This is a genomic window from Pantoea sp. AG702 (assembly GCF_003182295.1).
Lineage (GTDB): Bacteria > Pseudomonadota > Gammaproteobacteria > Enterobacterales > Enterobacteriaceae > Pantoea > Pantoea ananatis.
Map to the genome: position 1 here is coordinate 517,973 of NZ_QGTU01000001.1, position 14,655 is coordinate 532,627.

11 protein-coding genes are annotated in these 14,655 nt (G+C 51.7%); 3 read left to right on the top strand and 8 right to left on the bottom strand.

The features are described from left to right. Positions 1 to 16 precede the first annotated feature (16 nt). From DFO57_RS02470 to DFO57_RS02485, 4 genes are read right to left on the bottom strand one after another with little or no spacing between them, the layout of a single operon-like run. Entirely contained in the window at positions 17 to 2,578 is a 2,562-nt protein-coding gene (locus DFO57_RS02470; protein WP_015700538.1) for a fimbrial outer membrane usher protein, read from the bottom strand. Further along, positions 2,550 to 3,311: a fimbria/pilus periplasmic chaperone gene (locus DFO57_RS02475; RefSeq protein WP_013025406.1), complete on the bottom strand. Its 762-nt coding sequence runs from the start codon at positions 3,309 to 3,311 to the stop codon at positions 2,550 to 2,552. Before DFO57_RS02475 ends, DFO57_RS02470 begins: the two co-directional genes overlap by 29 nt. Before the next feature lie 57 nt (positions 3,312 to 3,368). Continuing rightward, positions 3,369 to 3,911 (bottom strand): fimbrial protein, encoded by a 543-nt coding sequence (locus tag DFO57_RS02480; RefSeq protein ID WP_014593456.1) that lies wholly within the window; start codon positions 3,909 to 3,911, stop codon positions 3,369 to 3,371. Between the two features lie 21 nt (positions 3,912 to 3,932). Further along, entirely contained in the window at positions 3,933 to 4,754 is an 822-nt protein-coding gene (locus DFO57_RS02485; protein WP_015700536.1) for a hypothetical protein, read from the bottom strand. 659 nt (positions 4,755 to 5,413) lie between these two features. On the opposite strand from DFO57_RS02485, the gene DFO57_RS02495 reads away from it, so the two are divergent. The 3 genes from DFO57_RS02495 to DFO57_RS02505 all read left to right on the top strand — a co-directional run bounded on the left by DFO57_RS02495 (position 5,414) and on the right by DFO57_RS02505 (position 7,734). Next, the gene (locus DFO57_RS02495) at positions 5,414 to 5,677 is read left to right on the top strand and encodes a hypothetical protein (RefSeq protein WP_019105685.1); all 264 of its coding nucleotides are present in this window, start codon (positions 5,414 to 5,416) and stop codon (positions 5,675 to 5,677) included. A gap of 122 nt (positions 5,678 to 5,799) precedes the next feature. After that, a complete protein-coding gene (locus DFO57_RS02500; RefSeq protein ID WP_015700535.1) occupies positions 5,800 to 7,002 on the top strand; it encodes an FAD-dependent oxidoreductase in 1,203 nt (400 codons plus the stop codon). 168 nt (positions 7,003 to 7,170) lie between these two features. Further along, positions 7,171 to 7,734 (top strand): TetR/AcrR family transcriptional regulator, encoded by a 564-nt coding sequence (locus DFO57_RS02505; protein WP_013025411.1) that lies wholly within the window; start codon positions 7,171 to 7,173, stop codon positions 7,732 to 7,734. Positions 7,735 to 7,738: 4 nt separating this feature from the next. Here the strand turns inward: DFO57_RS02505 and DFO57_RS02510 are convergent, their stop codons facing one another. From DFO57_RS02510 to DFO57_RS02525, 4 genes are all read right to left on the bottom strand, one after another. Then, entirely contained in the window at positions 7,739 to 8,317 is a 579-nt protein-coding gene (locus DFO57_RS02510) for a TetR/AcrR family transcriptional regulator (protein WP_014606105.1), read from the bottom strand. 217 nt (positions 8,318 to 8,534) lie between these two features. After that, positions 8,535 to 9,974 carry an efflux transporter outer membrane subunit gene (locus DFO57_RS02515; RefSeq protein WP_078828604.1) on the bottom strand — a complete coding sequence of 480 codons (1,440 nt, stop codon included), beginning with the start codon at positions 9,972 to 9,974 and terminating at the stop codon, positions 8,535 to 8,537. Then, positions 9,974 to 13,135: an efflux RND transporter permease subunit gene (locus tag DFO57_RS02520; RefSeq protein WP_110015024.1), complete on the bottom strand. Its 3,162-nt coding sequence runs from the start codon at positions 13,133 to 13,135 to the stop codon at positions 9,974 to 9,976. Before DFO57_RS02520 ends, DFO57_RS02515 begins: the two co-directional genes overlap by 1 nt. Before the next feature lies 1 nt (position 13,136). Then, positions 13,137 to 14,285, bottom strand: a complete 1,149-nt coding sequence (locus DFO57_RS02525; protein ID WP_110015025.1) for an efflux RND transporter periplasmic adaptor subunit — start codon at positions 14,283 to 14,285, stop codon at positions 13,137 to 13,139. Positions 14,286 to 14,655: the final 370 nt, after the last annotated feature.

A 14,655-nucleotide genomic window follows, 5' to 3' on the forward strand; every position in this document is an offset into this window, starting at 1 on the left:
ATGTAAAGACACTGCATCACTCCTTGCTACACAGGCTGTCGAGATGGATGATTTGGCTGTCAAACTGGCCGGTAATCTGATAATTAACCCGGCAGCGCTGCGGCCCGTTGTTATTCCAGCTTACGCGCAGCACCCCCGAGTCGTGAGGCACGCGCGCATATAGCTGCCCCCCCTGGCCAACCACGCCGATTACCGTATTCTCTGCGTCACGGACCTCAGCGCCCATGGGCGGCATCTCACCGTTGGCTGTCTTCAGATTGATGAGGACCGCTTTGCCTTTGAGCGTGGCGAAATGCACCTGCACCACCGCACCGGCATAAGGCACCACGCGTTGACTTCCACCGCTCAGTTCCGCGTCAGCCTGCATGTTGAGTGTGTCCAGACTGACGGTGTTTTCGCGATAGGAGGTCAGAGAAGGTAAAATGGCATAGCCGAACGCATCCACAACAGCACCCTGACCATTACGCACTGTCGCGCCTTGCGCGCCCTCGGCTTTTATTAACGCAAACGTATCACTGGTATAGGGGCCCACCGTCACCCCACCGCGATGCAAAACCAGGGTGCCTGACGAGCCTAATCCGACCTGGCGATAACTCTCGGCCTGCCCATAACTGGCGCGTACCGCACCCAGTCGGGTATTTTGTTGCAGATTGCCACCGAAACTCAGGGCACGATTGCGCTGCCCATCCCGGTTCTGATCGAGGCCAGAGTAGAGTGAATAAGATAAGTCACGGTTATCGCCTGCCGTTCCCGACAGCGACAGGGATGTGTTGCGATTTTGACTGGACTGATTAACGTTATAAGCGACTGACGAGAGGCTTTTACCCCAGTCAAGCGGAATGGATACGTTGAGTGAAAAGGTATTTTCGGTGTATTTTTGCTGGCGGCTGTCATCCTGCTGTAGGGAAAAACCTGAATCATAGCGGTTGTTATACCAGACCGTACGCTGACGACCTATGTTGATACCGTAGCTGATAGTTTTCCAGGTGTTGCTATAGCCAAGTTGCAATTGCGTGATGCGCGACTGGTTATTGTAGTAATCAGCAGTACTGGCACTCAAACTGATCAAACCGAATCTGTCCATGGACTGACTCAGTGTGGCAGTCAAACGGTTACGCTGATTTAACGAATCAGAATAATACTGAATGCCTGCGTCTTGCTGACGTCTCACGCCCAGAACATCCTGCAAATCACGGAACCCACTCGTTGAATACCGGTAGGCAGCCAGAACCAGGTTGGTGCCTGTGTCAAACGTCTTGCTGTAGTTGATCTCCGCACGCCAGCCTGACGCTGTTTTGTTCTGTTCAACCCGCGCATGTGAAAAGGTGCTGTTCATTCCCAGTGCGCCGATCTCTGTTGCCAGCACGCCACCTAACAGCCACGCCTGATAATCGTTTGCCTGCCTGGTACCCGCCGTCGCCGTCAGGCGATTACTGATGCCCCGTTGCAGAATGCCCTCAAAAAAGGTGTTATTGACACGGTAATATTGGCGAACCCGTCCCAGCGCCAGCGAGTACTGCCAGTTGCCCGGGCGCACAGAGTCTGGAACGGAAGCATAAGGAACGGTAAAGGTCGAACGCTTACCGTTAGCTTCAATGACCTCAACAGCGAGGTCACCCTGATTGCGCGTATTGTACAAGTCATCAATGACAAAAGGGCCTGGAGGCACTGTGGTTTCATAGATCACTTTATCCAGTTGTTTAATGACAACCCGCGCGCTGGAGGTTGCCACGCCCCTGACTTCAGGGGCATAACCCCGCCTGCCTTGTGGCCACATCCGTGGGTCGGTAGACAATTTAATCCCGTTAAAAGCCAGGCTGCCAAACAGGGAACTGTCGGTGGCATTGTCACCTAAAGACAGTATGCTGTTAAGCTGTTCCAGCGGGCGTTGTACCCAGCTTTTCACGGTGTTGTAACGGTATCGACTGCCGCCTGCACTGTCATTGAGATAGCGCGCATTACCCTGATGACGGAACTGCCACTTCATCAGATTGGTACCCGCGGTGATCCCACTCCATAAATATTGATAGCGATAATCAGATGTACGGTTTTCGGTCCAGGTGTAATTGGTGTTGTGCCGTAAAAATACTGCACTAATACCTTCTTCCCATTCAGATGTAGGGATGTAACCTCTCGGCTTCTTATCGAGGCTTGAGTTTGGGATCGTGAGCTGTAATTGCAGTGATGCCGGATCAAATTGCCAATGACCGTCTGATGACCAGTAACCCAGTGGATGACACTGCTCTTCAGGTTCAGGCGTGGGTGGCACTTTTAGCTGCAGCAAGGCAACAACCTTTGACGGAAGGCAAGGTTCCGCATCCTGTTGGAGGTCAGACTGGATAAACGCGATTTTGACACCGGATGTAACCCGTTTATTATTGAGATAAATATCGACCAGATAATTGCCAGCAGGCGTGGCGTTCTGATTAAATTGTTCAATGTTCTGTCCAAATGCCGAGCCTTTAAACAGACTTGAGTCAAAATAATAATCTTCGCAGTAAGCATGTTGAGAAAAGGAAATCGAAATGGTGAATGCAATTAATTTTGAGTTAATTAATTTCAACCTTATAGTTTTCACTTATTCTGGCTCCCTGGTCGTTAACTGCAGCAACGGAGACAATGTTTACGCCCTGTAAACGTTTTTTATCCGCACTGAACCAAAAGGTTTTTTTGCTAAAAGGCGGAATCATATCAGCATCGGAATGCAGGTCTTGATTTGCCACCTTAAATGAAATGTCGAGTAATGAAGCATGCCAGGGTTGAGGGTTATTGATTTCAATGCCCAGCCCTTTATGATTATCGTGAACGAATTTAAGCGAGATATTCTTTAATATGTTATTCGGGTTTCCCACTGAAACAGGACGGTAAAAGATTTTAAGGCGGTTTCGTAACATGACCATCATGGCATTTTGATTATTTTCATTTTTCAGATTCGCAGGGGGGATCTGCAATGTGTTAAACCAAAAGACAGACTCCCGATCCTGAGGGAGAGGCAGGCTACCGTTGAATATAATTCGTGCAATTTGGCCCGTCTTGGGCTGTATACGAAAAACGGGTGGTGTCACAATAAAGGGCGTTTGACTGCTTTGCTCAGGTTGAGAATTGGCATCGCCGTTATCAAACCAGGCCTGAATAACATAGGGGATATCACCGTTGTTTTTTAACTGCACATCAACGGTTTTGGCACTGGCAGGGTAAATGACACGGCTACCCAGAATAGTCACGTTCGCTCTGGCGTTATTTACTGCAAGTAAGAACAGGAAAGTAATGAAAAATAATTTTAGCGCAAACACCAGCCAGCGGTTTTCCATATTTGATTCCTCAAAAAAACGTGCGCCCCATAATAACCGTGGCGCACCCGAACAGAACTAACGGTAAGTTATGGCATACTGAATGGAGGCAGCGACCGTACCGGATGTTGCCACCCCGGTTGAAAAGTATTGCGCGCCATAGGTCGCTGACTTTTCAGTCTCATTCGCGGATAAACTTAAGTCGCCGCTACCGGTAAAGCCCCCCGTCAGGTTGATTACCGTACCCGCCGTATCCAGCATCTGAATCTCAACATTTTCAGCCGACCCGGTGTTCGTCAGGTTACCTGCTGCGCTCACGTTATTGCCCACGAATACCGTTGAGATTTGGGTGGTGGTCGCTGAACCGCTGCAGCCTGTCAGACCGACGGTAAAGTCAGTTTTACCTGCCGTCTTACCACTGGTATCTAAATCCGCTTTACTTACGGTAGGAAGCAGTACAACGGGTGAACTCTCATTGCCGTTAATGGCAACTGAACAGGTTTCATCAGAGACTTCGCCCTGAAAATTAATGGTATTAGCAGAATCTGCTTGTGCATATCCTGACAGCAGAAAGGCACTCACAATCAGAGACAAACTAAATTTATTGGTGTGATAAGTCATTTTATCTTCCTTTATGATCAATTAACTGGAAAGTAACTGATTAAGATTGATTCCAGTTTTCCTTCTGACAGCGTCTTTAATGATGTAAACCTTCTTAACGCCAAGTTTCATTTCGCTGGAAATTTCACCCAGCGAATGGCCATAATTGGCAAGGTCCAAAAATTTAACTTCTTCCAGCGTCAAGGCGTTGACGCGTTTCCTTTCACCTCCTTTTAATCCGTAATAACAGGCATTAACCGCTTTTTTAATATCCTCAATTTTACCATCCGCATAAATCACAGTATTTATCGTGGGCTCCTGTCTCCGCCAAAATGACGCCAGAGATTCCATTCGGCGATCGCTGATGATAATAATGGCAAGGCCGGTCCCTCGCAGATAATCCATCCAGTTTTTGCTGGTAAAATAACGGAGGTTATGAATCGAAAAGTCAACAAATATACATCCTCTGCAGAACAGGCTTTCGTATCTTCCGGCGACCAACGACAAAACGCCTTTTATCAAAAAATGATTGTTGCCTGGCCATACGGCAATCTTTTGAATTGGGCATCGCAATATCTCTTCCTGGGTATTGCTCGTCAGTTGGCAACAATATTTACAACTTGAGCAGCGAACATCCTCTTTGGTTATCCTTCTCATCAGCCGATTTCTACCGCTTGTTAAGAAAGTTGACCTATCATAACAGTGGGTTTCCTTTTCCTTCAACGGGTTAAAAGAAAGATCGGCTTCTTTAACCAAGAAAATTCTGATGTCGGTTACGCACAATTGTGATGCTTCATTAAGCGGTAATCTTCCTGAGAATGTTAAAATTACGATGATTAAATGATTATTTTGTACAGTTTCCATATTAAGAATATTTACGGTCGCCCAGGATTATTCCCGTCCTCAAGGGAAAAGGATCAATAAAAAAACAGCACAAAATGATAAATTCTGCGTCATTTATTAAAAAGTTAAGGTTTATCGTTGTGCAAAACTAAACGCTCTGTTCTGTCTGTTCATTAAATTATTAAAATTCTTTGTTAAATTGAGTCTGCTGTTTTTTACCTTGCGTAGAGTTTCCGGTGCCTTATTGTGCAACATGTAGAGTACCTAAAGTTGATTTGTTATATTTATCCTAAAGTGTACCTTTACAGTTAAATGATAGTTGTTTAAGTGTTTTGACAATTTTATTTGTTTGTCTTCCAGCGACGTTTTCACAGGGAATCATCACGGTGACGTTAAATAGTATAAATATAGCGGTCTGGTTTTTTTATGTCGGCGATTACGCACTCAGAGAAAGGGTGGCTGAACAGGATTTAACGTCCGCCGGGCGCCTGAATATGTGCAGAGAAGCGGGCAAAAGAGGTGTCTCATGCTTAAAAAAAGACCGATGCCTATTTGCGCAGGAAAGGTTTAGTGACGCTGAGGTTTACTAAGGTCAGCAACGTTTTTGATAATTTTTAACTATCACAGTCAACACCCAAAATGTCTGGCTAATGCAGCTTTGCATAGCAATACTCGTCACTATGACCACATATCGCATTAAAGTGGGTTATCACAACCCCTCCGCACTTACGTTCATGCAGCTGGACGAGCAGCTTGCTGACCATGCTTTCTACAGCGCGCGCGCCGATGCTGACAGCGGCGGCTTTCGCTATTTTCAGGAGTACGAGTATCAGTCAGATTCTGCCGATTATTGCTCCGTATGCTCCATGGCCTATCATCACGCCTGCCAGGTCAGAAAATGTCCGCTGGTGCTGGTAGAGATAAAAGAAGAGAACGCCAGATGACCACGCTGTTGCACTCGTGCACCTGGTCTGGCCGGGACAACAACGCTTATCCCTGTCGTTCCTCGGTACTTAAATCATCCGCAGTGGCATACACTTACCACGCATATTATGAGGGGTAAGCTATGCCATCCACTGAACACGTTATCTCTGACTGCTGTATCGTCGGCGGCGGCCCGGCCGGTTTGATGCTGGGCTATCTACTGGCCCGCGCCGGTTTACAGGTTGTCGTGCTGGAAAAACATGCCGATTTTCTCCGCGATTTTCGTGGTGACACGATCCATCCTTCTACGCTGGAGGTCATGCATCAGCTGGGCCTGCTGGACGATCTGCTGAAACTTCCTCATCAGCGTGCGGAAAAGCTGCAGGCGGAAATGGGGGGCGAGGAGGTCACGATGGCCGATTTCTCGCGCCTGCCGCTGCAGTGCCGTTTTATCGCCTTCATGCCGCAGTGGGATTTCCTGAATTTTCTGGCGGAACAGAGCGCGCAGTTTCCCGGCTTCATCCTGCTAAAATCCACCTCGTTAAGCCAGTTGATCATCGAAGAGGGTGAGGTTCGGGGTGTTCTGGCCTTACAGTCGGGTCAGCCCGTTGAGATACGTTCCCGCCTGGTGGTGGGGGCAGACGGGCGTAACTCTGCCGTTCGCGCACAGGCCGGACTGGTGAGCCAGCATTTTGGCTCACCACGCGACGTTTTGTGGTTTCGCCTGAACAAACAGCCAGAGGATCCGCAGTCAGGGATGGGCCACACTGGCCCGCGAAATAACGTTATCGTGATCGACAGGGGCGATTACTGGCAGTGTGGGCTGACGATTGAAAAAGGGCAGTTTGAGGCGATCCAGGCCCGTGGGCTTGACGCGATGAAACACAACATTGCCACCGTCTCCCCTTTTAGCGTCGAACGGCTGGCGGAAATTGACAGCTGGGAGAGTTTCAAACTGCTGTCAATCCGTATCGACAGGTTGAATCAGTGGGCAAAACCGGGCGTGCTCTGCATCGGTGATGCGGCTCATGCGATGTCACCCATTGGCGGAGTGGGGGTTAATCTTGCCATCCAGGATGCGGTGGCCACGGCGAATCTGCTTACCCGGCCTTTGTTAAAGAGGAAGGTCACGTTCAGGGATCTGAAAAAAGTACAGCAGCGCCGTCAGTTTCCCACCGTTGCGACGCAGTTCCTGCAAATAAAAATGAGCAGTAAAAAGAAACCGGATGGGGAAGGCAAAAGCAAAATGCCCGGCATCATCCGTAAATATCCCTTTTTACGCTTTATTTTTGGCCGACTCATCGGCATGGGATTTCGTATGGAAAAGCCACGCGCAGTTCGTTGAGCAACGCCCGTTCGCCTGATGGAAGACAACCGTCAGGCAAACGGACGCAGGAAAGGGGGTTGTTTCATCACGCCGAATACGACAGGACGTGAAATGCCTTACCCACTTGCCATAGCTATTGGTAATGACAGACACTAAAGTCATTTCTTTTATCTTCTGAGTATCCTGATGAATCGCAGCGAAGAAATTCTTGATGCAGCCGAATACTGCATGCGACAAAAAGGGTTTTATCAAACCTCCATTCAGAGTATCGCCAGTCAGGCAAATGTCAGCATCGGGCTGATTTATAAATATTATAAAAATAAGGAAGCGATCGTTGAAGCACTGGTCACGAAAGTGGTGCAGCGTATGATCGTGTTACTGAAAGCCGACTTCGAGAAAATGGCGAACGCGGGGAGAGTGACGCATCTGCCGGGAGATTTGGCGTCACCAGAAGTCGAACAAAGCATTGTGTTGCTCATCGAGATATCATCCGAATCCACGCGTAATGCGCGTATTCGTCAGATTCTTCACGATGCCTGGCAGGTTTTAAAAAAGAATTTTATTACTGAGCAACAGGCGCTCAATCCGGCACTGGAGGCGAACATCATCCATGCACGATTGCATGTGGTTTCCCTGGTAATAGACGGCATGATCATTCGCCGTTTTATGAAACGCCGCGAGACAGAAGACAGCTTTATGCCGTTCTTTAAGGCGGTTAGCCATGACATCCACCAACCGGATGCTGAGTAACGCATCAAAACAGGTGACGGTCGAGTACAGCATTGATCCGGCTCAGTTCCTGCTGATCCACATTTTTATCTCCATATGCATGACAGGCGACGCCATCCACCAGCATCAGCAAAAACTGGATACGGTTGCTGCGCTGGAGTGGACTTTCTGTCGGCATTTTCTGCCTGAATAGCCTGTCCAGATCTGCGACCAATAAGGCTTCCTCGCGGGCCAGCATTGAGCGCACTGATTCATGACGTGAGGCTTCGGAATACATTTCCAGTAATAAACACCGGTCCTCAGGAGACCAGTTCTGCCAAAAGGGCGAGTCGGTATCAATAATATTGGCGGTGTGCGTTTCGTGCGCCAAACTATGCAGCAAAAACGTCCGCCAGTTTTCTGCGATACTTTTTATGGTTTCACTGACAATCACTTCTTTACTGTTAAAGTAGCGATAAAGCTGACCTGCACCTAAACCGGATTCACGACTGATATCGGCCATACTTGCACCGTGAAAACCGGAACGGCTGAAGCAGTTCTTCGCGGCTGAAATGATCAGTTGCTGCCGCTGCTTAAAGAACGTTTCATTATCAGGCTTGCTCAAAAAACTCTCCTGAATACAGGCCGATATGCGGCCCTTTTTATTGACTTATTCTGACATGGTACGCGAGGCTCCGGGGCGAGGGAATCGCCGTCACACATTCTGACACAGAATGGCCTGATGTCCGTGTATCGGGATTTGCCCTGTTCCACTATTGAGGGCAGCGCGCGATGTTATTGCGCGCAGTTTGTCGGGTGCGCATCCCTGCGCATTTGGGCGTTCAACGCACATCTACCGTTTGTTCAGACGCTTGTCGCGCCGAGCCGCCTCCCATCACCTTGTAGAATGTATTTAGGTTTTGGTAGTACGCCTGTTCCACGCTGACCAGACGGGTTCTGGCGGAGTAGAGCGTTCGCTGGGCGGTTAACGCATTCAGCCAGGTATCCACGCCGCTTTGATAACGCAGATCGGCCAGATGCGCGTAAATCTGTGAGGCTGCCACATTGTTACGCTGGCTGGTCAATTGATCGTTGATGGTGCCGCGCCGCGCCAGGGCATCCGCGACTTCGCGGAAAGCGGTCTGCACCGACTTTTCGTACGCCGCCACGTAGTACTCCTTCTGCGCTTTGGTGTAATTCAGGTAGGCCACGTTGTAGCCGCCCTTGAAGACAGGCAGCGAGATACTGGGGGAAAACGACCAAATTCCCACGCCGTTTTTGAACAGCGAGGCGAGATCGGCACTGCCAACGCCACCGCTGGCGGTCAGTGAAATGCTGGGGAAGAAATTGGCCCGCGCTGCCCCGATGTTGGCATTCGCCGCCTTCAGGTTGTGCTCAGCCTGCAAGACATCAGGACGATTATTGAGGACATCCGACGATATCCCTGCGGGCACATCGCGCAACGCATGGCCAATCGATTCAAGATTTTGCGGCAACAACGTATCGGGTACAGGTTTTCCAACAACCAGATCCAGCGCATTCTTATCCTGCGCCACGCTGGTAGTATAGCTGGCCACATCCGCCTGCGCAGACTGATAGGTGGTTTCCGCAGACGCCACATCAACCATCGAATCCACACCGTTTTGCATGCGCTTGCGCGTCACGTCCAGTGACTGCCGCGCACTCTCAGCTGTCTCTTTCGCAATGGCCAGATTGCTGCGATCCGCCGCCAACTGAAGCCAGTAATCAATGGTGTTATACAGCACCGTCAGGCGCGTACTCCGCGCGCCCTCCAGGGTACCAAGGTAGGTTTCATACTGCTGGCGCGACAGGCTTTGATTCTTACCAAATAAATCCAGTTCAAATGCGCTGACACTGCCTTCGGCAGAGTAAGAATTGCCCAGCGCCGTTTGATTGCCTTCGCCCGTCAGGGCACGTGAGCGCGTCCCGCTGACACCGGCGCTCAATGACGGGAAGAGATCGGCACGTTGCTCAGCGTATTGCGCATGCGCGGATTTTACACTCGCCACCGCTTCACGTAAGTCGCGGCTACTGTCCAACGCCATGCCGACAACCTGATTGAGTTGGCTGTTCAGCACATAATCCTGCCAACGGATAGCGCGATAATTGACGGCAGTCCCTTGCAGGTTAGGGTAGGCTTCCCCGGTCGGGTTTGTCGCCTTCACGGCATCCACAGGACGATCATAATGCGGATCCAGCGACACGCAGCCCGCAAGGAAGCAGGGTAAAAACACGGTGAAAAGTTTTGCAGTCATGGTCATTATTCCTTCACCTTCGCTGCTGAGTCGGTTGACCGGGCAGTGTCATGCGGCTGTGCCGGAAAGACCCGGCGGACCAGCACAAAAAACAGCGGTACAAAGAAAATAGCCAGCAGGGTGGCGGTTAAGGTGCCGCCAATAATACCGGTACCGATGGCGATACGGCTGTTGGCCCCCGCGCCCGTGGAGATCGCCAGCGGCAGTACGCCTGCGGTAAAGGCCAGTGAGGTCATGATGATGGGACGCAAGCGCATCGTCGCCGCATGAACCGCCGCGTTTATCAGGCTCTCGCCCTTGCGGTAGTGCTCTTCAGCGAACTCCACAATCAGAATGGCATTCTTCGAGGAAAGTCCGATGATCGTGAGCAGCGCAACCTGAAAGTAAACGTCATTTTCCAGGCCACGCAGCGTAATCGCCAGTAGTGAGCCGATGACGCCCAACGGCACCACCAACATCACCGAAAGCGGCACTGCCCAGCTCTCATACAGGGCGGCCAGGCACAGGAACACCACAACCAGTGAAATGCCATACAGCGACAGCGCCTGATTACCGGAAAGTTTTTCCTGATAAGAGAGCCCACTCCAGGCGAAGGTGGTGCCCGCAGGCAAGGTCGCCGCAAGTTTTTCCATTGCGGTGATGGCATCCCCGGAGCTTTTCCCTTCGGCGGCCGATCCCTGAATTTCATAGGATGCCAGGCCGTTGTAACGTGAAAGCACATCCGGGCCATAGGACCATTTCGACGAGGCAAAGGACGAGAAGGGCACCATGGTGGTGTTATTGCTGCTGTCTGTTCCGCGGACATACCATTGATCAATATCCTCTGGCTTGCTGCGGAACGATTGATCGCCCTGCATATAGACTTTCTTCACGCGGCCGCGGTCGGAGAAGTCATTGACATAACTGCCGCCAATGGCTGCGCTGAGCGTATTATTGATGTCGCTGATGGTCAGGCCCAGTGACTGTGCTTTCGCATCATCGATACTGACATCCAGCTGCGGCAGGTCCGGCAGCGAGTTGGCACGTACAGCGCTGAGATCCTTATCCTGATTCGCTTTTGCAATCAGCTGATCGCGCATTTTCAGCAGTTGATCGCGTGCGGTAGCACCACGCGCTTGCAGCTCAAACGTGAAGCCGTTGGATTGACCCAGCCCGGAGACGGCGGGCGGCGACAGCACAAAGATCTGGGCATCACGAATCCGCGACAGCGCCGCCATGGCGCGGCCTGCAATCGCATCAGCACTGTTCTCACTGCCTTTACGGTCACGCCAGTTCTTAAGCGAGATAAAGCCGACCCCCGCATTCTGTCCGTTACCGGCAAAACTGAAGCCGTCTACCAGCATGCTAACGTTAACGTTATCTTTCTCCTGGGTGGCGAAATACTGCTGGACCTGACGACGGACTTCACGGGTGCGATTTTCCGTCGCGCCCGGTGCCAACTGATACTGCACCATGATGTAACCCTGATCTTCGGTCGGCAGAAAGCCGGTTGGCAGGCGCATATAGAGTACGGCACAGCCGATCAACAGCACGCCGTACAGCAGCAGATAGCGCAGGGAACGGTGCATGACCTTCCCGACGCCACGTTGATAGCGTGCCTGCACGTTTTCATAGCGCTGGTTAAACCAGCCAAAGAAACCGTTGCGACCGCTGTCGTGATTGTGCGGTTTAAGCAAGGTGGCACAGAGGGCGGGCGTCAGCGTCAGCGCCACAATCACCGACAGCACCATGGAAGAGACGATGGTGATAGAGAACTGACGGTAAATCACGCCTGTTGAACCGCTAAAGAAGGTCATCGGCAGGAACACGGCAGAGAGCACCAGCGCGATGCCAACCAACGCACCAGTAATCTCCCTCATCGATTTCTCGGTTGCTTCTCGCGGGGGTAATCCCTCTTCGCGCATCACGCGTTCGACGTTTTCAACCACGACGATGGCATCATCGACGAGCAAGCCAATGGCGAGCACCATGCCGAACATGGTAAGCGTGTTAATCGAATAACCAAAGAAAGACAGCACACCAAAGGTGCCCAGGAGAACGACCGGAACTGCAATCGTGGGAATCAGCGTGGTGCGGATGTTTTGCAGGAACACAAACATCACAATCACCACTAAAATGACCGCTTCGACCAGCGTTTTCACCACTTCTTCAATCGAGATTTTAACGAAGTCAGTGCTGTCGAGCGGATAGGCTATTTCATAGCCCGCCGGCATGCTGCTCCGGAATTCGTCAATGGTGGATTTCACCTTTTCGGCGGTGGAGAGTGCATTAGCGCCAGATGCCAGTTGGATAGCCATACCGGATGCCGGATGGCCGTTCGCCATGACATTGGCACTGTAGTCTTCATCGCCCATTTCTACGCGTGCGACATCGCTCAGACGGACCACAGAACCATCGGCCTGGCTTTTCAGCACAATGTTGCGGAACTGCTCAGGGGTTTGCAGGCGTGAACGCGAACGTACCGTCGCCACCAGTTGTTGTGTGTTGCTGGACGGTTGCGCGCCCAGCTGCCCGGAAGACACCTGGGTATTTTGACTCTCAAGAGCGGTGGTGACATCAGAAGGCATCAGCGAATACGACGCCAGCTTGCTGGGATCGAGCCAGATACGCATCGCGTACTCGGCGCCAAAAACCTGTACGTTACCGACGCCTGTCACGCGCGCCAGCGTGTCTTCCATGTTGCTGACCATATAGTCGGCGACATCGGAAGAGCTGCTTTTATTGCTTTTATCGTACACCGCCAAAATCAGCAGAAAGTCGCTCTGGGCTTTCTGCACGGTCACGCCCTGTGAGGTCACGGCGCTCGGCAAGCGGCTTTCGGCCTGCTGCACCTTATTCTGCACCTGGACCTGAGCAATATCGGGATCGGTGCCCTGTTTAAACGTGACATTGATTTTCACCTGACCGGTGGATGCGGTACTGGTCGAACTGAAATAGAGCAGTCCATCCAGTCCGGTGAGCTGTTGCTCAATGACCTGGGTCACGCTGCTTTCCAGCGTTTCCGCCGATGCGCCCGTATAGGTGGCCTGAATACTGATTTGTGGCGGTGCCACATCGGGATACTGCGCCACGGGCAGGCTGCGAATACTCAGGATACCGAACAGCATGATGCAAAGGGCGATCACCCAGGCAAAGACCGGCCGACGGATAAAGAACTGCGCCAACATATCAGTGACCCTCGCTGGTCGGAGCGTTATCGCCCGAAGAGACGTCTACCGCTTTCACCTGCATGCCCGCCTGAACTTTTGCGGTGCCTTCAACAATCAGCTTGTCACCCTGGTTTAGGCCGGAAGTAATCAGCCAGTTATTGCCGATTACGCGGTCGGTCACTACGTCGCGACTTTCGACTTTGTTCTCTTTATCGACCACCAGCGCGGTAGCATTGCCTTTCGCATCACGGGTGATGCCTTGCTGAGGCGCCAAAATGGCATCGCTTTTCACGCCGTTGGTGACGCTGGCGCGCACGTACATGCCCGGCAACAGTTCATGTTGGGGATTGGGGAAAATCGCACGCAGCGTCACAGTGCCCGTCGCCTCATCCACCGAGACCTCGGTCAGTTCCAGCTTGCCGGGATGATCGTAGGTCGTACCATCTTCCAGTTTCACCGTCACGGGCACGTCATCTTTGTTCTGCTGCAGTGACGCCTGTTGGCGTCTCAGTTTGAGCAATTGCACGCTGGATTGCGTGAGATCGACATAGATGGGATCCAGTGCGCGAATCGTCGCCAGCGCGGTGGTCTGGCTGGCGGTCACCAGCGCGCCAGGCGTAACCGATGAAATCCCAATGCGACCGCTAATCGGCGCTTTGATTTGGGTGTAATTCAGGTTGATGCGCGCACTTTCGACGGCAGCACGGTACTGATCCACGGAAGCAACGTTCTGTTGATACGTTGCCTGCGCATCATCCGCATCCTGACGTGAAACGCCGTTATCTTTCACCAGTGCGGCATAGCGTTCGGCTTTCAGTTTGCTGCTCTTCACCAGAGCCTGCGCATTCTTAAGTTGTGCGACGGCCTGATCGTAGCTGGCCTGATAGCTGGCCGGATCGATCTGATACAGCACCTGTCCGGCTTTCACCTCATCGCCTTCGGTGAACAGACGTTTCTGAATGATCCCATCCACCTGCGGCCTGACATCAGACGTCATACTGCCGGTGACGCGCCCGGCAAGCTGGCTGTCCAGTGTCACCGATGCGCTTTGCAACGTTTTTACCCCGACTTCGGTGGTCATGTTGGCATCGGCGGGAGGACTGTTTTGATCGCAGCCCGCGATCATCACGACCAGCCCGACGATCATACTGCGCTGAAAAGTTTTCATGAATTACCCTGTAATGAACGTTCATTCTCAGCGTGCAGTGTAATAAATGCACAAGAATCTGTATGTCAGCAAAGCGAAAAGAAGGATGTCCAGAAATGAGCAGCGCGGCTGCATTGTTCAGAGACGCGCCTGGAGAATGAGCCTGAAGGCGAGCGAATTCCGCCGCCTTACAGCCTGGTGGCGTGTTTCTGCGCGGGCTCCATTTCATACCACGCTACATGAAATGCTTGAGATGCGTTATTTGTGGCAGCGGCCTGTCCGGAGGGAAAATACTCAACGGGTGATTTTTCTGGGCCAGGAACCGCATACGTTGTTAGAGGATGCCGTGCGGGCCGCATTGTGGTTGCCTGCGGCCCGAAGCCCGAAGCCC